Origin of the sequence: Desulfocurvibacter africanus subsp. africanus DSM 2603 (assembly GCF_000422545.1) — a bacterium.
Taxonomy (GTDB): Bacteria; Desulfobacterota; Desulfovibrionia; order Desulfovibrionales; family Desulfovibrionaceae; genus Desulfocurvibacter; species Desulfocurvibacter africanus.
In genome coordinates this window covers 1-17776 of record NZ_AULZ01000017.1, presented here as the reverse complement: position 1 = coordinate 17776, position 17776 = coordinate 1, and the positions used below count along the sequence as shown (strand labels likewise).

Annotated in this window: 16 protein-coding genes and 1 pseudogene; 6 read left to right on the top strand and 11 right to left on the bottom strand. The window is 63.9% G+C overall.

All coding sequences use genetic code 11. The features are described 5' to 3' along the window. Window positions 1-68: 68 nt before the first annotated feature. Window positions 69-1004 carry a Gfo/Idh/MocA family protein gene (locus tag H585_RS0112360; RefSeq protein WP_027368052.1) on the bottom strand — a complete coding sequence of 312 codons (936 nt, stop codon included), beginning with the start codon at window positions 1002-1004 and terminating at the stop codon, window positions 69-71. Window positions 1005-1249: 245 nt separating this feature from the next. Here H585_RS0112360 and lpxB point away from each other — a divergent pair, with 245 nt between their 5' ends. Together lpxB and H585_RS0112350 are read left to right on the top strand one after the other, a co-directional pair. Then, window positions 1250-2392 (top strand): lipid-A-disaccharide synthase, encoded by a 1143-nt coding sequence (gene lpxB / locus H585_RS0112355; RefSeq protein WP_027368051.1) that lies wholly within the window; start codon window positions 1250-1252, stop codon window positions 2390-2392. 309 nt (window positions 2393-2701) lie between these two features. After that, window positions 2702-3322: a tetratricopeptide repeat protein gene (locus H585_RS0112350; RefSeq protein ID WP_027368050.1), complete on the top strand. Its 621-nt coding sequence runs from the start codon at window positions 2702-2704 to the stop codon at window positions 3320-3322. Window positions 3323-3489: 167 nt separating this feature from the next. Here the strand turns inward: H585_RS0112350 and H585_RS0112345 are convergent, their stop codons facing one another. From H585_RS0112345 to H585_RS0112325, 5 genes are all read right to left on the bottom strand, one after another. Beyond that, window positions 3490-3702, bottom strand: a complete 213-nt coding sequence (locus H585_RS0112345; protein WP_027368049.1) for an HU family DNA-binding protein — start codon at window positions 3700-3702, stop codon at window positions 3490-3492. Between the two features lie 18 nt (window positions 3703-3720). Then, on the bottom strand, window positions 3721-3957 hold the full coding sequence (locus H585_RS0112340) for a hypothetical protein (RefSeq protein WP_014259626.1): 237 nt from the start codon (window positions 3955-3957) through the stop codon (window positions 3721-3723). A gap of 387 nt (window positions 3958-4344) precedes the next feature. Next, entirely contained in the window at window positions 4345-5394 is a 1050-nt protein-coding gene (locus H585_RS0112335; protein ID WP_027368048.1) for an agmatine deiminase family protein, read from the bottom strand. Next, a complete protein-coding gene (locus tag H585_RS0112330) occupies window positions 5391-6269 on the bottom strand; it encodes a carbon-nitrogen hydrolase (protein ID WP_027368047.1) in 879 nt (292 codons plus the stop codon). Before H585_RS0112330 ends, H585_RS0112335 begins: the two co-directional genes overlap by 4 nt. Window positions 6270-6387: 118 nt before the next feature. Continuing rightward, window positions 6388-8328 (bottom strand): molybdopterin biosynthesis protein, encoded by a 1941-nt coding sequence (locus tag H585_RS0112325; RefSeq protein WP_027368046.1) that lies wholly within the window; start codon window positions 8326-8328, stop codon window positions 6388-6390. 172 nt (window positions 8329-8500) lie between these two features. Here H585_RS0112325 and H585_RS0112320 point away from each other — a divergent pair, with 172 nt between their 5' ends. From H585_RS0112320 to H585_RS0112305, 4 genes are all read left to right on the top strand, one after another. After that, complete coding sequence (locus H585_RS0112320; RefSeq protein ID WP_027368045.1) at window positions 8501-9451, top strand: glucokinase; 951 nt, start codon at window positions 8501-8503, stop codon at window positions 9449-9451. 478 nt (window positions 9452-9929) lie between these two features. Continuing rightward, window positions 9930-11180, top strand: coding sequence for an HDOD domain-containing protein (locus tag H585_RS0112315; RefSeq protein ID WP_244432536.1), 1251 nt, complete (start codon window positions 9930-9932; stop codon window positions 11178-11180). After that, the gene (locus H585_RS0112310; RefSeq protein WP_244432535.1) at window positions 11131-12513 is read left to right on the top strand and encodes a sensor histidine kinase; all 1383 of its coding nucleotides are present in this window, start codon (window positions 11131-11133) and stop codon (window positions 12511-12513) included. The genes H585_RS0112315 and H585_RS0112310 overlap by 50 nt, the downstream gene beginning before the upstream one ends. 31 nt (window positions 12514-12544) lie before the next feature. Beyond that, on the top strand, window positions 12545-12748 hold the full coding sequence (locus H585_RS0112305; protein WP_014259633.1) for a 2-hydroxymuconate tautomerase family protein: 204 nt from the start codon (window positions 12545-12547) through the stop codon (window positions 12746-12748). Window positions 12749-12872: 124 nt separating this feature from the next. Here the strand turns inward: H585_RS0112305 and H585_RS0112300 are convergent, their stop codons facing one another. The 5 genes and pseudogenes from H585_RS0112300 to H585_RS23375 form a co-directional block, all read right to left on the bottom strand. Beyond that, window positions 12873-14165 (bottom strand): DUF389 domain-containing protein, encoded by a 1293-nt coding sequence (locus tag H585_RS0112300; RefSeq protein ID WP_027368042.1) that lies wholly within the window; start codon window positions 14163-14165, stop codon window positions 12873-12875. Between the two features lie 76 nt (window positions 14166-14241). After that, window positions 14242-15141 (bottom strand): phosphatase PAP2 family protein, encoded by a 900-nt coding sequence (locus H585_RS0112295; protein ID WP_051183112.1) that lies wholly within the window; start codon window positions 15139-15141, stop codon window positions 14242-14244. A gap of 248 nt (window positions 15142-15389) precedes the next feature. Then, entirely contained in the window at window positions 15390-16562 is a 1173-nt protein-coding gene (locus tag H585_RS0112290; RefSeq protein ID WP_027368040.1) for a zinc-dependent alcohol dehydrogenase, read from the bottom strand. A gap of 25 nt (window positions 16563-16587) precedes the next feature. Then, window positions 16588-17082 carry an SRPBCC family protein gene (locus H585_RS0112285; RefSeq protein ID WP_027368039.1) on the bottom strand — a complete coding sequence of 165 codons (495 nt, stop codon included), beginning with the start codon at window positions 17080-17082 and terminating at the stop codon, window positions 16588-16590. Between the two features lie 480 nt (window positions 17083-17562). Then, window positions 17563-17776: pseudogene (locus tag H585_RS23375) on the bottom strand (glycosyltransferase); the annotation flags it as partial.

Below are 17776 nucleotides of genomic sequence, written 5' to 3'. Positions count from 1 at the left end.
ATGCCCATTAATATTATGTCATCTTCTGGATAAAGGGGGAAAGGCGAAGCCTTTCCCCCTTCTAATTTTTAGCTGGCCTTGGCCGAGCGGATGGCCTCGTCAACGCGCTCGATGGTCTGCAGCACGTTGAGTCCGTCCTCGCCCGTGATGGGCATTGGCTTGCCGCTTTCCAGGGCACCCAGGAAGGCGGTCAGCTCTTCGCGCACGGGCTCCTTGAACATGACCGGCCATTCGCGCACGTTGTAGCTCGACTGGTAGGTCTCGAACTTGGAGTATTCCTTGACCTGCTGGGTGATGAGGTTGCCCTCGATGTAGCGGGTCTTGGTGGCCACGTGGATCTGGCGCGACTTGTAGGGCGTGATCCAGTTGCAGTTGATCTGGCCCAGCACGCCGTTCTCCATCTCGGCCGAGATGATGACGGTGTCCTCGTGCTGCCCGATGTTGCAGGAGGTCACGGCGTAGATGTTCTTGTAGTTCGAGCCGGAGATGTACCGGATGAGGTCGATGTCGTGGGAGGCCAGGTCGCGGATGACGCCCACGTCCTGGATGCGCGGCGGATAGGGCCCGACGCGTTCGATCTGGATGGAGATGACCCCGTTATCCTGGATCAGCTCGCGGATGCGTCTCACGGCCGGGTTGAAGCGTTCCACGTGGCCGGTCATGAGCGGTATGCCCTTGGCCTTGGCCGCGCTGACCAGCTCCAGGCCCTCGGCCGCGGTCTTGGCCAGGGGCTTTTCGAGGAGCAGGGGGATGCCGCGCTCGATGACGGCCATGCCCGTCTTGTGGTGCATGAAAGTCGGCACGCAGACGCTCACCGCGTCGAACTTGTTGCCCAGGAAGGTGTCCAGATCCTTGTAGGTCGGCACACCGTACTTGTCCTTGGCCTCGGCCAACGCCTTGTCGTCCACGTCCATGACGCCGACGACCTCCACGCCCCGAAGTTCCGAATAAATGCGCAGATGGACCTTGCCCATCCAGCCAAGACCGATAACGCCTACTCGCATATCTCTGCTCGCTCGTGTTTACCTGTGAATGGAAGCGCGGGAAGTCCCGCAGACAATACAGGACCGCAATCCATGCGGCGCGGCCTGGGCGATGAGATGCCTGGCGCGGGTCTGAAGCCGTAACAATGGAGGGTGATGCGGTCGTACGCCGCGAAGTCGCGTAAAGGGCGGGTTCGCGGTTGCCAACAGGGGCGGAGGATAGTATCCGGGGAACCGAAGATCAATCTTTTTCCGCGCGGAATGGCATGAACGAGCAGCATACGGCCGCAAGGCCCATCTGGATCAGTGCGGGCGAGGCTTCGGGCGACATGCACGGCGCTGCGCTCATGCGCGGCTTTGCCGCGGCGGGCGCGCGGCGCGAGTTCACGGGCATGGGCGGTCCGGCCATGCTGGCCGAGGGCTTCGACGCCGAGTTCGGCAGCCACGAGGTTTCGCTCGTGGGCTTCACGGAGGTCTTCGCCCATCTGCCGCGCATCGTTGGACTGCTGGGCCGGGTCTACAAGCGGCTCAAGCAAGTGCGGCCTGCGGCGGTGGTGCTGGTGGACGCACCGGACTTCAATTTCCTCGTGGCGCGCATGGCCCGTCGCCTGGGCATCCCGGCCTACTACTACATCAGCCCGCAGGTCTGGGCTTGGCGCAAGGGCCGGGTGAATTTCCTGCGCGACTACGTGCGCAAGGTGCTGTGCATCCTGCCCTTCGAACAGGAGTTCTACCGCTGCCACGGCGCGCACGCCGACTACGTGGGCCATCCGCTACTGGACGAGATTCCCCTGGACCGGCTGGACGCAATGCAGCCCGAGCCGAAGCGGATCGGCATCCTGCCCGGCAGTCGACGGCGCGAGGTGGCCACGCTTCTGCCGCTTTTCGGGCAGGCGGCCGGCATGCTTTACGCCCGCGACCCGGAGCTGCGCTTCACCCTTGTGCGCGCGCCGGGCATGGACGAAGCCTTGCTGCGGAAGCACCTGCCGCCGGAGCTTCCGGTCGAGATCGTCGGCCCCGCGGAGCGCTACCTGCACATGCGCCGCTGCCGTCTGCTGCTGGCCGCCTCGGGCACTGTGACCCTGGAGACCGCGCTCATCGGCACGCCCACGGTGGTGGCCTACATCGTTTCGCCTCTGACCTACGCCCTGGGTCGCATGATCATCGACATACCTTTTTTCAGCCTGCCCAACCTCATCATGGGCCGGCAGGTCATCCCGGAGCTGCTGCAGGCCGAGGCCACGCCGGAGCGCATGGTCGCCGAGGCCGAACCCTGGCTGCGCGACGAAGCGGCCTATGCCGCCGTGAAGGCCGACCTAGCCGGCCTGCGCGAGAAGTGCGGCGCGCCGGGTGCGGCCGGGCGGGCCGCCGGGATCATCCTGGAGGATTTGCGCAGCCTGGGGCGATAAAGCCTTTTGGACAAGAACCGGGAAGGGCTTTGCCCTCCCCAGACCCCACCTACCAGGGCCGACGCGGCTCTGGACCCGCGTAATTCTTCGCGGATCCGCCTACCAGGCCAACTCCGCTCAAGTTTCTCCTGAAGAATTCCTGTCGCGAGAGACTTTCCCGCGTATTATCAGCCTGCAGAACTACTTGGCCGGCGTGCTGTCCAGCGTTCCCATTTCCTCTCCCATTCTCTCATTGTTCGGCCCGCAGGATGCGCTACAAGAAAGCCTGGAGTCTCATAACGCCAATCCGGAACGGGGAAAGGGGGACGCATGGGGTTCTTGAGCGAAGACGAAGCCAGAAAGACCATCGAGCAGGCCCAGAGGGAGCTCGAGGTGCTTCCGGACGCGCAGGCGTACTACAACCAAGCCACGGCCGAGCTGTACCTTGGGCGGATCGAGGATGCCGCAAGCCACTTCAGGCAGGCCTTGCGGCTCAAACCTGATTTCGCGGCGGCCTGGGTCAACCTGGGCGGAGCGCTTCTGCGCCTGGGCAAGCTGGAGGAGGCCGAGGCCGCCAACAAGCGGGCCATAGAAGCGGACCCGGACCTGACCGCCGGCTATCTGAACCTTGGCCTTATTCATTTGAACCGGGGCGAATGGGAGGAGGCGGCCAGAATCTACGAACAGGCCCTGTCCTTGGACATGCTCAATCCGGAGGCCCACGCAAGTCTGGGCATGGCGTACCTGAAGACCGACAATCTCGACAAGGCCATCGAGGAAGGCATGAAAGCTATCGGCCAGCGGCCGGGCTTCGGCGCGGCCTACGAGTTGGTCTGTGCGGCATATGCCGAGCAGGGCGACAATGCCGCGGCCAACGCGCACTGCGAGATGGCCGAAAAGCTCGGCTATCCGATCTCCGAAGGGGTGCGGGGCAGGATCGGACGAGCGTGAAGCCCCCGGCCTCGGGCCGGGGGCTTCGCTGGATTGTCGTGCTAGAGCATTTTGCTTTTGAAAATGCTCTGCAAGCCATGCGTCGGCATGGCTTGCTGCCGCGTAGGCGTAGGCGCAATTCACTTGCGCCGTCAACGCCGGAGCGGGCGTCTTAAAAGCAATCTGCTCTAGGACGGCTTGAACTTGACCTGCTTGCGCGCACCCTCGCTATGGGCGGAGATCTGGCCGATGCCGGGGATGTCCACGGTGTCAGCGTTCTTCAAGGCCCTGGGGATGCAGGCGAAGATGATGTCCACGGTATCGCGGGCGTCGAAATCCTTCTGGAACAGGTCGGGCATCTTCTCCTTAAGGGCGGACGTGAATTCCTGAGTGGTAATCATACCCATCGCTCCTTGAGGTTAGTGTGAGCTGCTTTCGCTGATGCGGTCCATGAGGCTGCGCGTGGGCGTGAACACGACGCGGCCCTGCTCCGTGCGGAACTCGCCAATGCCCGCTATCTCCACCAGCTCATTGCCCACCTTGTCCTTGATCAGCCCGAAGACGATGTCCACGGCCTGCTCGGCTTTTTTGGCGTCACTGAACAGGTTCGGGAGCTCTAGCATAAGCTCGTTGACGTAGGTGTGCTTGTCGATCATTTCAACTGACCTCCTCCATTAGTGATAGGGGGACCTGCCAATCCTCATTCTCTAGGCCTACTGGATACAAAGCATGGTGGCAATGAGAGAAAGGTGCAGGGTGGGTCTAACGCGATGTCGGCAATCGGCGGATGCCGGCCTTAAAGCTGCGCCGCCTGCGGCAGACAAGATCAGGAGCGAAACAGGCCGGACAGGGCCTTTCGGTCGTGTGTCGGTATCGGATAAAAAGGCCGGGCGTTTTTGCCCGGCCCTGTAATGGCACTATAAAAATAACCTCGCGGGTCCAGGATGCGCACCTTGTCGGAGTGGCCTTGGCGGAAGTGGGTCTGGGAGAGGAGCGAGCCGCTCTGGCAGGCAGCGCCTTCTCCCAATTATTTACGGGCGTCGTCAGGCGTACTGTTCGTGGGTCAGGCAGTGGACGGAGCCTTGGCCCAGCACGAGGTCCACGGCGTGGATGCCCGTGACCGCGCGGCCGGGGAAGAGGTCGGCTAGGATGCCCAGGGCTCGGTAGTCGGCCGGGTCGTTGAAGGTGGGCACCAGCACGGCCGTGTTGGCGATGTAGAAGTTGGCGTAGCTGGCCGGCAGGCGCATGCCGCCGTAATACAGGGGCCTGGGCATGGGCAGGTCCACGACCTCCAGGCGCGCGCCGTCCTCCAGCCGGGCATCCTTCAGGATCGCCATGTTTTCGCGCAGAATGGCGTGGTTCGGGTCGGCCGGATCGTCCTCGCGGCAGTGCACCACGGTAGTCCTGTTCACGAAGCGGCACACGTCGTCTACGTGGCCGTGGGTGTCGTCGCCGGCCACGCCGCCGGGCAGCCAGACCACGTTGCCCGCACCCAGCCAGCGGCCGAACATCTCGGCGTAGTCATCTTTCGTGAAGCCGGGGTTGCGCACCTGCACGTCCGGGTGCTGCAGACACTCCTCGGTGACCAGGATGGTCCCGCTGCCGTTCACATCCAGCGCGCCGCCTTCCAGCACGACCTGGCGGCCCTTGTGCTCGATGGGCAGGAGCGGCAGATCAACGGCCTGGCGCACGTACTCGGGCACGCGCGCGTCATATGTATGGTTCTTGTACTTGGCCCAACCGTTAAAGCGGAAGGCGGCCATGAGCGTGTCGCCCTCGCCGTTCTTGACGAAGGCGGGCAGCGTGTCGCGGGCCCAGCCCCGGTTGGTGCGGCCCACCACGAACTCCACGGCCGAGAGGTCCGCATGGGCCTTTTCCAGCACGCGTTTGGCCTTGGGAATGACCGGCTCGTCGTCCACCAGCAAGCGCACGGTCTCGGACGCGGCCAGCTTGCGCACCATCTCGGCGTAGCACCAGGGGATAACCGCGAACTTGCCGGGCCAGTCCTCGCGGTACTGGGGCCATACGAGCCAGGTGGCCTCGTGCTTTTCCCACTCGGCGGGCAGGCGATAGGCCCTAGGCGTCTCGCTCACTTGAGAAACCTCCTGCACATGCCCTCGTAGGCGTCGATGCGCCGGTCGCGCAAAAACGGCCAGATCTGGCGCGTGCGCTCGCACTCGGCGGGGTCGACCTCGGCCAGCACGATCTCCTCCTTGTCCGTGGAGGCCTGGGCCAGGATCTTGCCGAAAGGTCCGGCGATGAACGACGAGCCCCAGAATTCGATCTCGCTGCCGTCGCTGGCGGTTTCCGTGCCCACGCGGTTCACGGCGGCCACGAACAGGCCGTTGGCGATGGCGTGGGAGCGCTGGATGGTCATCCAGGCGTCGCGCTGCTCGGCCCCGAACTCGTCCTTCTCGGCCGGCTGCCAGCCGATGGCCGTGGGATAGAACAGGATCATCGCGCCGGTCATGGCCGTAAGCCGAGCGGCCTCCGGGAACCACTGGTCCCAGCAGATGAGCGTGCCGACCGGCCCCACGGGAGTGTCGAAGCTGGCGAAGCCCAGGTCGCCGGGCGTGAAGTAGAACTTCTCGTAGAAGCCGGGATCGTCCGGGATGTGCATCTTGCGGTAGATGCCCAGTATCTTTCCGTCCGGCCCGATGACCGCCTGGCTGTTGTGGTACACGCCCGGCGCGCGGCGCTCGAAGATGGGCGCCACGAGCGTGACCTTGGCCTTGCGGGCAACCTCGGCCATGGCCTCGGTGGTCGGACCGGGCAGGCTCTCGGCCAGCCCGAAGTGGGCGTGGTCCTCGGTCTGGCAGAAATAGGCCGTGGCGAACAGCTCGGGCAGGCAGACCAGCCGCGCGCCGGCGCGGGCCGCGCGCTCGACCATGTCTGCAGCCTTGGCGATGCTCGCGTCCTTGGTTTTTTCCGGGGCCATCTGGATGAGCCCCACGGTAAAGCGTTGCATGGCGTATCCTGGTAGGTCGTTTTCGTCGCTCTCCATAGCGAACACAGGGGCGGCCGACAAGCTGCCGACCGCCCCCTTGCGTCAATATGCCTGCCTTGGCGGGCGATAGTCCAGCCGTCTATCCTTCCAACCCCATGCCGGGCCGCATGATCTGGCCGGTCAAGTTCGTCTCGTAGCCGCCCAGGCCTCTGATCTTGGCCTGGAACTCGGGCGAGCGGACCATGGCCAGCAGGGCCGCGATGCGCGGATCGTCCAGGAAGCGCGTTGGGATGAGCAGGTCGTAGCGCTCGCGGGCCAGTTCGACGAAATCCAGGTCCAGGGCCTTGGCCGCTGCGTATATGCCCAGACCGCAGTCGGCCGCGCCCGTGAGCACGTTCACGGCCACGGCCATGTGCGTGAACTCTTCCTTGTCGTAGCCGCACACCTGCTCGGGCTTGATGCCCGCGGTCTTCAGGTGGTGGTCCAGCAGGATGCGCGTGCCGGCCCCGCGCTGTCGGTTGATGAAGCGCACGTCCTCACGGGCCAGGTCGGCCACGCCCTTGATGAACTTCGGGTTGCCCTTGGCCAGGATAAGGCCCTGGTGGCGGATGGCCAGGTTCACGGTCGTGATGTCCTGGTCCGGGACGTATTTGGCGAGGAACGGGAAGTTGAAATCCCCGGTTTCGGGATCGAAGAGGTGAGCGCCGGCGCATAAAGCCAAGCCACCCTTGAGAGCATTGATGCCGCCCATGCTGCCCACGTGGGTCGAGGACATGCGCACGGGCTCAGCCAGGCCCATGAGCTCGTTGGCCAGCAGGTCCAGGGTGTTGTCGTGGCTGCCCACGATCACCAGCGTGCGATCCAGCTCGGCCATGGGCGCAAGCAGTTCGGCGCGCACGGTCGCCCCGGCTTCCAGTCCTTCGAGCTGTTCGGGCACGCGGGTCATGGCCTGGGCGCGGGTGAGCGTGGTGATCATGCCCGCGCCGCGCGCCAGCGGAGTGGCCACCCAGCGCTGGCCCACGCGGCCAACGGCCAGACGCACGAACTCCTCGGTGCCGAGCTTGGAGGGGACCTTGCGCGTCAGCTCCACGTCGAGCCCGGCGCGCTCCGGAGCGTCGAAGCGGCCGAGCCAGGCCGCCAAGGGCCGCACCAGCTCCTCGAAACAGATGACCGCGCTCACGGGGTAGCCGGGCGCGCCCACCAGGAGCTTGCCGTTTTGCGCCACGCCGAGCAGCGACGGCTTGCCGGGCATGGCCGCCACGCCGTGCACGAGCACCCGGCCCACGCGCTCCATGACCGTGCGCGTGTAGTCCTTGCTGCCGGCCGAGGAACCCGCGCCGATGACCACGATATGCGCGTCGGAATCCAGGGCCTGGCGCGCGGCGGCTTCCAGGGCTTCCAGGTTGTCGGGCACGGGCGGCACGCGCCGGGCTTCAAGGCCCCAGGAGCGGGCCAGGGCGCAGAGCATGACCGAGTTGCTTTCCACCACCTGTCCGGCCTTGGGTTCGGGCCGCTGCATGAAGTCGAGTACCTCGTCGCCCGTGGGGATGAAGGCCAGGCGGACGGGCTCGAAGGCCTCGACCTGCCAGATGCCGGCCGAGAGCAGCGCGCCCAGGTCGTAGGCCGAGATCCTGCGGCCCTGCGGCATGAGCAGCTCCGTGGCCACGATGTCCTCGCCGATGCGCCGCACGTGCTGCATGGGAAAGGCCGGGGCTTCCAAGGCCACCGTGTCCTCGCCTTCCTGGACCACGTTCTCGATCATGACCACGGCGTCGAAGCCCGCCGGCAGCGGGTGGCCCGTGTTCACGGGCGCGTAGCCCTGGCCGAGGCGCAGGCGCACGGGCGAGCCCTCGCGGGCCGCGAAGGTCTCCTTGGCGCGCACAGCGATGCCGTCCATGGCCGCGCTGTGGAAGGTGGGCGAGGAGTAGCGGGCGAACACCGGCCCGGCCAGGACCCGGCCGGCGGCGTCTTGGGTGTCCACGTCCTCGCGGCCCACCAGCGCCTCGCGGTCCAGAGCGGCCTTGAGCGTTTCCACGGCCTGGGTCAGGGGCACGGTATGCAGATAGATGTTGCGCTCCACGGGGTCTCTCCATGTCTCTGGTTTCATTGGCGCACGCGCGGGAACGTATTTATGCCATCGCGGACACAATCTAGCCCAAAGCTGCCTGTCGGGTAAAGGCACGCATAATGAGCTGGCGGGGCGGAAGCAGAAATCGGTTAACCTTGGGCATGAAAGACGATACTCTGTCTGCATGAAAAGGATTCTGGCCGCGGATATCGGGGGAACCAACAGCCGATTCGCCTCCTTTACGACCGATGGCTTGAGCCTGGTCCTGGAGGATATGCTGCGTTTGCCCACCAAGCAGTTCGGGTCGTTCCTGGAGTTGGTGGACGCCCTGGAAGGCGAAGGGTTTCCGGCCTCCCTCCGGCGTAGCGACATGACGGTCATCGCCGTGGCCGGCGCGGTGCGCGAGCGGGTCTACGCCAAGCCGCCTAACATACCCTGGGAGATCGACTTCTCTCACGGCCGGGAGATATTCGGCGAGGGCGGTTACTTCCTCATTAACGACTTCGTGGCCCAGGCCTTCGGCTGTCAGACCGACGCGGCAGTCGGCGCGCGCGAGATCAAGCCCGGCACGGCCCAGGAGGACGCGGCTCTGGCCGCAATAGGCGCAGGCACGGGCCTTGGCCATTGCGCGCTGCTGCCTGACCTGTGCGGCGGATACATCGCCGCGCCGTCAGAGGCGGGTCATGCCTCCTTCGCCTTCATGGGGCCCGAGGAGCAGGAGTACGAGCGCTTCCTGCTGGCCAGGACCGGCAAGCCCTACGCCTATGGCGACATCGTGGTCACCGGCCTTGGGCTGTCGCTTGTGCACGGCTTTTTGACCGACGAGGATCTGGACCCTGCCGGGGTCTCGGCCCGCCTGACGGAAGACTGCGCCACCACGGCCTGGTTCGCGCGCTTCTACGGCCGGGCCTGCCGCAACTACGCCCTGAGCGTGCTGGCCATGCGCGGCGTCCATGTGGTAGGAGGCGTGGCGGCCAAGAATCCCATGCTGGTCATGCACCCGAACTTCCGCCAGGAGTTCGTGGAGTCGCCGAATTATGGCTGGCTGCTGCGTGAGATCCCGGTGTACCTGAACGACAACGAGGACAGCGGGTTATGGGGAGCAGCCTTTTACGGTCTTATGAACCTGCGTTGACGATCCGTTGCAAAGCGGGTTCACTGGCCAGGACGGCCCGCCCGGTGTGAAGAATGCGAGTCGTCCGTGCGCAAAGGTTGGGCTTGCCCGAACATTGCTAAGTTGAAGCGCAGGACGGTCTTTTGATAAGCTTGCAGTCGCTCTTGGCGTCTAGAGCAGATTCCTTTTAAGACGCCCACTCCGGCGTTGACGGCGCAAGTGAATTGCGCCTACGCCTACACGGCGGCAAGCCATGCCGACGCATGGCTTACAGAGCATTTTCAAAAGCAAAATGCTCTAATCCCCGTGGATGGTCTGCGGATGATCATGCGGATGTGCATTGGTCGTTCTTACGACAAAAAATCCTGCACTTTTGGCGGTACTCAATGCGCCACGCCGGGCGGGGAGCGGCAGTCTTCTTCACTAATGCAATCTGGAACACATTCTGCATTATCCATATAGAGGTTGCGGGCAAACCAACTAGTTGAAGTAAAAGCCGATGACAAAGCTATCCTTGGACCAATTACGGCCGGGCATGAGGCTGGCCGCCGACCTGCAATCCGACATGGGCCGCTTCCTGTTGGCCAAGGGCACCGAGCTGGACGACAGCCACATGCGCATCATGCGCATTTGGGGCGTGACCGCCGTCGAAGTGGAGAGCGAAGAGAAGCAGGATCAGACCCCGGAAGCGCCTCCCGCCGCCCTGGCTACAGCCCAGGAGATCATGCGCCTGCGGCTTCGGCTCAACGACCTCGAATATCCGGCCATCAAGGAACTGTTCAGGCTCTGCTCCTCGCGCCTGGTTCGGAGCATCAACCTGAACCCCAATAAGGCCAAGGCTTTCTTGTCCAACAAGCCCTCGGGCTCGTCTTCCGGAGTGCTGGAAAAGCTGGAAGGCAAATACCGATCCACTCCCGAAGCCATCCTGGGCAGCGGGGATGTGACCCTGGCCTCCCTGCCCGCATTCCTGTCCGAGCTGGTGGACATCATCAACAACCCACGCTGCTCCGCGCTGGAGATCGCCCGCGTGGTGGAGAGGGATACCACGCTCACGGCCAGGCTTCTGCGCATCGTAAACAGCCCCTTTTACGGCTTTCCCTCCAAGGTCGATACCATTTCGCGGGCCGTGACCGTCATCGGCAGCCGGCAGTTGACCACTTTGGCCATGGGCGTGGCCGCCATCCATTCCTTCCAGGATATTCCCGAGGGATTGGTGGATATGCGCGACTTCTGGCGGCACAGCCTCATGTGCGGCTTTGCCTGCCGCATTCTGGCCAGCTACACCAACACGCCGAATTCCGAACGGTTCTTTGTCTCGGGCCTGCTGCACGACATCGGCCGGCTGGCTTTGTACAAGAACCGGCCCAGGGAATCAGCGGAGGTGTTGGCAACGGCCCGGGCTTTGCGCGAGTCAAGCGAGCGGGTGGAGCGCAAACTTTTCGGCTTCGACCACGGCGCCCTGGGCGGCCATCTGCTCAAGACCTGGAATTTCCCCCTGGTGCTCGAAAATTCCGTCCGCTACCACCATTCGCCCATGGGCAGTCCGAGCTTCCGCGAGACGGCCATGGTGCATTTTTCGGATGTGCTGGCCTGGGCCCTGGATCAGGATGGGCTGGAAATGGTCGTCCCTCCGCTAAACGCCACGGTCTGGGAGTCCTTGGGCCTGCCTGCTGTTTCGTTGTCGGCGGTCGTGGAGCAGCTTGAGTTTCTGTACAATCAAACAGCCCGGTACTTCCTCGGCGATGAATAACACCAAGGAACTCAAGCATCAGGTGCGCCAGCTGGAATCCAGGATCGAGTTCCTGGAGGAGCAGAAGCGCTTCACCCTGGACCTGCTGGAGGCCGCCTCCTCGCTGGGCGACTTCCAAACCGCCATAGGCAGGCTGCAGGACCCGTCGATCATTCTTCAGGAAACCGCCAGCCGCATCCAGCAGCTTTTATCCATGCGCACGCAAGCCATCTACCTGGTGGACGAGCGCGACTCGGACTTCAAGCCTGCCTTCTGCTCTCCCGCCGAAGACAGCGAGTTCGTGGCCGAGAACCTGGCCCATCTCATCGACAAGGGCATCTTCGCCTGGGCCCTGCGCGAGAAGCGGCCCGTGTTCATCAGCGGCAAGGACGGCGTCAGCCGTTTCGTGCTGCACGCCCTGGCCACCAGCTCGCGCGTGCGCGGCATGTACCTGGGAGTGCTCTCGGACAAGCCCGGCGAGGTCTACGACTATTCCCTGGCGCTTTTGTCCATCCTGCTGGCCAACAGCGCCAACGCTCTGGAGAGCTTCGAGCTGTACAAGTGGATCAATAAGATCAACCAGGACCTGGAGCAGAAGGTCAGGGCCCTGGCCACGTCCGAGCAGGAGCTCAAGCGGCACCGCTACCATCTCCAGGAACTCGTGGGAGAGCGTACGGTCGAGCTCAATAAGGTTGTGGACAGGCTCAAGGACTCCGTGCGCGAGAAGGACATTCTGCACAAGGAAGTGCATCAGCGGGTCACGGGCAATCTCCAGGCAATCATGGGGCTGCTCAGCCTGCAGTCCGAGCGTGCCGGGGACGACGTCGTGCGCGGGGCCTTGGGCGAGTCGCAGGCGCGCGTCCGCGCCCTGTGCCTTATCCAGGAGAGCCTGTATCGCGCGGGGAACATCGCCAATGTCGAGTTTCAGCCCTACCTTGCCAGCCTGACACAAGAGCTGCTGCAATCCTTGGCTTCGGGCCGCGCCGACATCGAGCTTGGCCTGGACGCTCAGAATGTGACCCTTGGCATGGACCAGGCTGTGTCCTGCGGCCTGATCGTTAATGAGCTGCTCGCCAACTGTCTCGGCCATGCCTTCCCTGGCGGGCGGTCGGGACGCATTGGCGTCGGGCTCCGCCTGCGGGGTGCCGAATGCAGCCTTTTCGTGGAAGACGACGGCGTCGGCCTGTCTTTAGGTTCTGAGAGCCGCGAGCCGCAATCGCTGGGTTTCCAATTCGTGCGAAGCCTGGCGGCCCAGCTTGGCGGCCGTCTGGACTTCACCCGTCTCGATCCCGGCACCCGCGTCAGCGTGACCTTCAGCCCTTGCGGCACCCAGTCTGGAGCTCTTCCCGTATAGTGCACGCCTTGGCGTGCTGAAGGAGTCCCGCATGCCCTTCGTGAACATCAAGATTACCCGCGAGGGGGCCACGGCCGAGCAGAAGGCCGAACTCATCCGAGGCGTCACCGAGTTGTTGCGCGACGTGCTGGGCAAGAACCCGGCCACCACCGTCGTGGTCATCGACGAGGTGGACACGGATAACTGGGGCATCGGCGGCGAGACGGTCACGGTACGCCGTAAGCAGGGCCGCTAGAGCGGAGCCGCATGCTTTCATTTGAATCGGGAAGGGCGTTGCCCTCCCCGAACCCCACCCACCAGGGCCGACGCGGCCCTGGACCCGCGCAATTCGTTCGCGCAATGCTCCAGCTTCGATCGGTTCATGGCGCGGCCTTCGGCGGCTTATCCAGCAGGGTTACCGTCAGCAGGACCGGCGCTCCCGAGACCCGGCTGTTCAGGCGTTCCTGCAGATAGTCGCTGATCTCCCCGCGCAGGCCTTCTCTGTCCTTCCGGTTCAGGTTTCCGATCTTGGGCATTACCCAGGCTTGCGCCAGGACGGCCGGGTCCTTGCCTAGGCCCGTTTGAAGAAAACGCGCCTGGGAATCCACCAGCACCGCATCCCCGCGCTCCCGCATTGATTGATCCATGACATTCAGGGCCGTCTGGGCCTTGCTGCCGCCCTGAAAGGTCGGGTCCGCGCGAACCTGCAGGAAGATGAGCCCGGCGAAAGCCATCGCCATGACCGCCAGCAGCAGGCCGAGCATTCCGCGCCGGCCCTGGGTGAAGCGGCTGGAGTGCGGGCGTACGCCGAACAGGGCGAAGACCAGGCCCCCGGCCACGTTGATGCCAGTGAGCTGGAGCAGGAGTTGAAACAGGCCCGTGGCCGCAAAGGACCATTGGCCGAGGGCCGCGCCCATGCCTACCAATGTGGCGGGCGGTGCCAGGGATGCGGCCACGAGCAGGCCCACGCCCGCGCCGGAAACGAGGTTGTCGCCCTCGGTTTGCAACAGGTTGATGGCTCCGGCCGCTCCCGCCACCACGGGCAGCACGAAGGCCACCATGGATACGCTGGCGATTTGCGACATGAGCTGCGTGGGCGTTTGCGGCCCTATGGCTAGGCTCAGCAGCCAAGCCAGCAGAATGCTCGTGGCCAAGGACGCGAAATAGCGGCCCAGGCTGTGCAGGAACATCTTGCCGTCCCCGATGGCCGTGGCAATGGCTCCGTTCATGGCCGGCTGGGCAAAGGGGGCGATGAGCATGCCCGCCGTGAGTAGATACCAGGCATTGGTGGTCAGTCCGATCCAGGTCACCGCGCCCGAGGCCGCTGCATAGCCCAGGAAGCCCTTCCATGAGCCGATGCTGCGCATGCTGCCGAGCACCACCTCCACGGGGCTGCGCAGCTCCACGTCGCGCACTTGATCGGCGATCTTCTCCGTGGCCAGGTTTATCGGAAGTATGGGCTGCGGATTCAGGGTTACGCTGGCTTGGTCCATGTTTCCGAGCCGATCCAGCATGTCTTCCACCTTGCCGTTGGACACGTGCAGCAGGACCAGATCCTGGTCGCCGCCGTCCCGTGATTCCAGCAGGGCCATGTTCCGGCCATCCAGGTCACGGGCCATGTCCAGGACCTTGCCGCCTTGCCCCCGAGGGACATGCACTACGAGCTGCCGCATGACTTTCCCTTGCGCTACGGTTGCTGTCTGCTTCCTGCGCCTGAAAGCCTAGTTGGATTCGCGCCGCTGCGGGTGATTATTTCGAAGAACCGTGCTCACGCCTAGCGAGCAGCTCTGCCGTGGCCACGCCGACCAGGAGCCAGAACCCGCCCACGATGAGCCCAGCGGTCACATCGCTCAGGAAGTGCACGCTCAGGAAGACCCGGCTGAAGGTGACCAGCAGGACGAGCACTGCGGTCCAGTAGCCGATCTCGAAGCGTCGCGTGGAGTTGGTCAGGTCCCGGATCAGGATGTAGGCGATGAAGCCGTAGACCGCTGCCGCGCCAGTGGCGTGGGCGCTGGGAAAGGACGGGGAAAAGGCCTCCACGCCCACGAGGAACTCCGGGCGCGGCTTGGCGATGGCGTACTTGCCCGCCCAGGTCGTGAGCTGCGAGCCGGCAATGCACAACCACAGAGGCAGCACGTACACGACGCGACGATGGGCGAACAGAAAGCCCGTGGAAACGATGGACACGGCGGTCAGGGTCTCGGTGGAGCCGAGGTTCGTGATCCAGGTGAAGACGAGCACGGCCGTCGGGGAACGCCAGGCCGCCAAGGCTTGATTCACGGCTTGATCCATGACCACGATTTCATTGGCTTCCAGCACCTCGTCCAGAAGCTCCAGGGAAAGCCCGGCAATGTATGCCGCGGCCAGAAACAAGAGCGTCAGCGGCAGCCCGCTGAAGCGCCGGGGGGTGAAACGGGCGTCGAGGAAGCCCATGAATCTGGGGTAGCGCTGGCGCAGCTCATCCAGGAAGCCTTCCGTGCGTTCCCATATACCGCCCTTGGAAAGTCGGTTGTAGACACGTCGCGTCGTTTCCCACAGCAGCCGGCCTACATACAGCACGATGAAGCGCAGCAGTATGAACAGGCCCAGCAGGAGGAGCAGGGAGGCCGCTCCGCTCAGCCTGGCGGCAAGCTCATTCAACACGTGCATGGAGGCATGCTTTCCTTGCCTGGACAGAGGCTCGAGAGAGCTTTGGTCGGGCGATTGGAAGATGATGACGCATGAAGAAACGGATACCAGGATCGCTGGTGGAGGGCATCCGAAATGCGGGTGTCGGAACCGGGCGACCTACACGCCGGGCAGGAGCTTCGCGGCGACGGTTGGCGCACGTGCTCGGCAGGGCGAACGCTCCATCCCTGGAGATGGAGCGTTCGCTGGCGCGAACCACTTGTCCGGCCTTATGGCTTGAGTACGATCTTGATATGGCAGTCCTCCTTCTCCCGAAACTTCCGATAGGCTATGGGCGCGTCATCCAGGCGAATACGGTGCGAGATGATCGCTGACGGATCGATCTCGCCTTTCTGGATGCGCTCGAGCAGCGGGCGCATGTATTTGTGCACGTGCGTCTGGCCCATCTTGAAGGTTAGGCCCTTGGCGAATGCGGAGCCGATGGGGAACTTGTCGGCGAACTGCGCGTACACGCCGGGAATGGAGACCGTGCCGCCCTTGCAGCAGGCCTGGATTGCCTGGCGTAGAGCGTAGGGACGGTCCGTCTCCAGGCGCAGCGTCTGCTTGACCTTGTCGTATATGATGCCGAGCCCCGTGCCGTGCGCTTCCAGGCCCACGGCGTCGATGCAGGCATCCGGCCCGCGTCCCCCGGTGCGCTGCTTCAATTCCTCGACGACGTCCTCGTTTTCCTCATAGTTCAAGGTCTCCGCGCCGCCGAAGGTCTCGGCCAGGCGCAGGCGCTCGGGGATGCGGTCGATGGCGATGACGTGCTCGGCCCCGAGCAGATAGGCGCTCTTGATGGCGAACTGACCAACGGGGCCGCAGCCCCAGACGGCCACTATGTCTCCGGGCTGTATGCCGCAGTACTCGGCGGCCTGGTAGCCTGTGGGCAGTATGTCGGACAGGAAGAGCACCTTCTCGTCGGGGAGGTCGGCGGGGATTTTCACGTGCCCGACATCGGCGAAGGGTACGCGCACGTACTCGGCCTGCCCTCCGGCATAGCCGCCCAGGAGATGCGAGTAACCGAAGATTGCCGCGCCCGCGAAGCCGTACATGCCCTCGGCCATCCAGGCGTTGGGATTGGTATTGTCGCACAGGGACCACATATCCTTCTGGCAGAAGTAGCAGCGTCCGCAGGATATGGGGAAGGGCACGACCACGCGGTCGCCTTTCTTGAGGTTGCGCACCTCCCTACCGACCTCGACGATCTCGCCCATGAATTCGTGCCCAAGTATGTCGCCCTTCTCCATGGTCGGCATGTAGCCGTCGTAGAGGTGGAGATCGGAGCCGCAGATGGCCGTAAGCGAGACCTTTATGATGGCGTCGTGCGGATTGATGATCTTGGGCTCGGGCACATTCTCCACCCGCACGTCGCCTTTGCCGAACCAACAGACTGCTTTCATGGTATCGCTCCTTTCCGGATGCGTCCTAACCCTGCGGTTGGCCGCTGATGGTGGGTATCTCGCCGGTCTCCAGGAGTTGCTTGAGACGCCGCAGGTCTTCCCGGATCTTTTGCGAGGGGTTTTCGCCGAAGAGTTTGGCGAATGCCGCTCCCACTCCGCCGCCCGGAGGGTCGTACACCATGACGACCTGGATTTCAGTTCCGCGCTCGCCGGGCGCATCCTTGAAGAGCACCAGGCCGCCGCTGATCATGTCCGAACCCTGGATCGACTCCCACTCGATGCGCTCGTTCTCGACCTCCCTCACAATAACTGCGTCCCATTCGAGCGTTTTGCCTGCCGGACCTTTGGCCACCCAATGCGACTGCTTGTCATCCTTCACGCTCACGGACTCGAGGTGCTCCATGAAGGTCAAGTTGGTGAAATCCCGCCAGAAGCGGTAGACGTCTGCTCTGGGCCTATTTACTGTCACGGTACGCTGGGCATTGATGCCTTTGAACTCTCCGCGTTTTTCTCCCGCCATGCATGTCTCCTTTCCGACGTTGCCGCCGGACTTGTGCCGGCCCGGGAGCCGGGCGAAACAGCCGTCTTCTTGCTGTCTCCCAGTTTTCATCCAGACCGGTGGTTGGCGATCGCCCCCCACATGCGCGTGATACCGTACGTTTACGCAAGCCCTCACCGCGAAACAGGGAGTCCACCACTGACCATCATGGCACAGAAGGGCGCGAGCGCAAGTATGGACCGTCAAAGCGGGCAAGGAAACGGGCAGGAATGGCAGGGGTATCAAGTCGGCGGATTCCGCCAAATCGCTGTTATTCAGAGATGAAACGCGAAGGAAAGCCGGCTCGGGCCGACCTGGCCTGGAGAGAGTTGGAAGGTCAGGCAACTGGTTATTAGAGCATTTTGCTTTTGAAAATGCTCTGCAAGCCATGCGTCGGCATGGCTTGCCGCCGCGTAGGCGTAGGCGCAATTCACTTGCGCCGTCAACGCCGGAGGGGGCGTCTTAAAAGCAATCTGCTTTATTGCCTTGGAGTTCCCGACTGCCTGCGGCCTGCGCGGTAAGCAGGAGCTTCAGGGCCCGGCCCGAGGAGTCCAGGCCGGCCAGCATGCGCAGGAAGCGATCTTCGGAGCCTTGAGATCGGGCGGCGGCCTGCGCGGCGCACAGTTCTTCCAGACCTGGCCCATGGCGATGGACCTTGAGGTTGAGCAGAGCGAGC

Bases quoted from the DNA above. Each gene is read 5' to 3' on its own strand.
- H585_RS0112295 (WP_051183112.1), bottom strand. From the start codon at position 15,141: ATGCACGTGTTGAATGAGCTTGCCGCCAGGCTGAGCGGAGCGGCCTCC.
- H585_RS0112305 (WP_014259633.1), top strand. From the start codon at position 12,545: ATGCCCTTCGTGAACATCAAGATTACCCGCGAGGGGGCCACGGCCGAG.
- H585_RS0112300 (WP_027368042.1), bottom strand. From the start codon at position 14,165: ATGCGGCAGCTCGTAGTGCATGTCCCTCGGGGGCAAGGCGGCAAGGTC.
- H585_RS0112345 (WP_027368049.1), bottom strand. From the start codon at position 3,702: ATGATTACCACTCAGGAATTCACGTCCGCCCTTAAGGAGAAGATGCCC.
- H585_RS0112320 (WP_027368045.1), top strand. From the start codon at position 8,501: ATGAAAAGGATTCTGGCCGCGGATATCGGGGGAACCAACAGCCGATTC.
- H585_RS0112285 (WP_027368039.1), bottom strand. From the start codon at position 17,082: ATGGCGGGAGAAAAACGCGGAGAGTTCAAAGGCATCAATGCCCAGCGT.
- H585_RS0112360 (WP_027368052.1), bottom strand. From the start codon at position 1,004: ATGCGAGTAGGCGTTATCGGTCTTGGCTGGATGGGCAAGGTCCATCTG.
- H585_RS0112350 (WP_027368050.1), top strand. From the start codon at position 2,702: ATGGGGTTCTTGAGCGAAGACGAAGCCAGAAAGACCATCGAGCAGGCC.
- H585_RS0112340 (WP_014259626.1), bottom strand. From the start codon at position 3,957: ATGATCGACAAGCACACCTACGTCAACGAGCTTATGCTAGAGCTCCCG.
- H585_RS0112315 (WP_244432536.1), top strand. From the start codon at position 9,930: ATGACAAAGCTATCCTTGGACCAATTACGGCCGGGCATGAGGCTGGCC.
- H585_RS0112290 (WP_027368040.1), bottom strand. From the start codon at position 16,562: ATGAAAGCAGTCTGTTGGTTCGGCAAAGGCGACGTGCGGGTGGAGAAT.
- H585_RS0112330 (WP_027368047.1), bottom strand. From the start codon at position 6,269: ATGCAACGCTTTACCGTGGGGCTCATCCAGATGGCCCCGGAAAAAACC.
- lpxB (WP_027368051.1), top strand. From the start codon at position 1,250: ATGAACGAGCAGCATACGGCCGCAAGGCCCATCTGGATCAGTGCGGGC.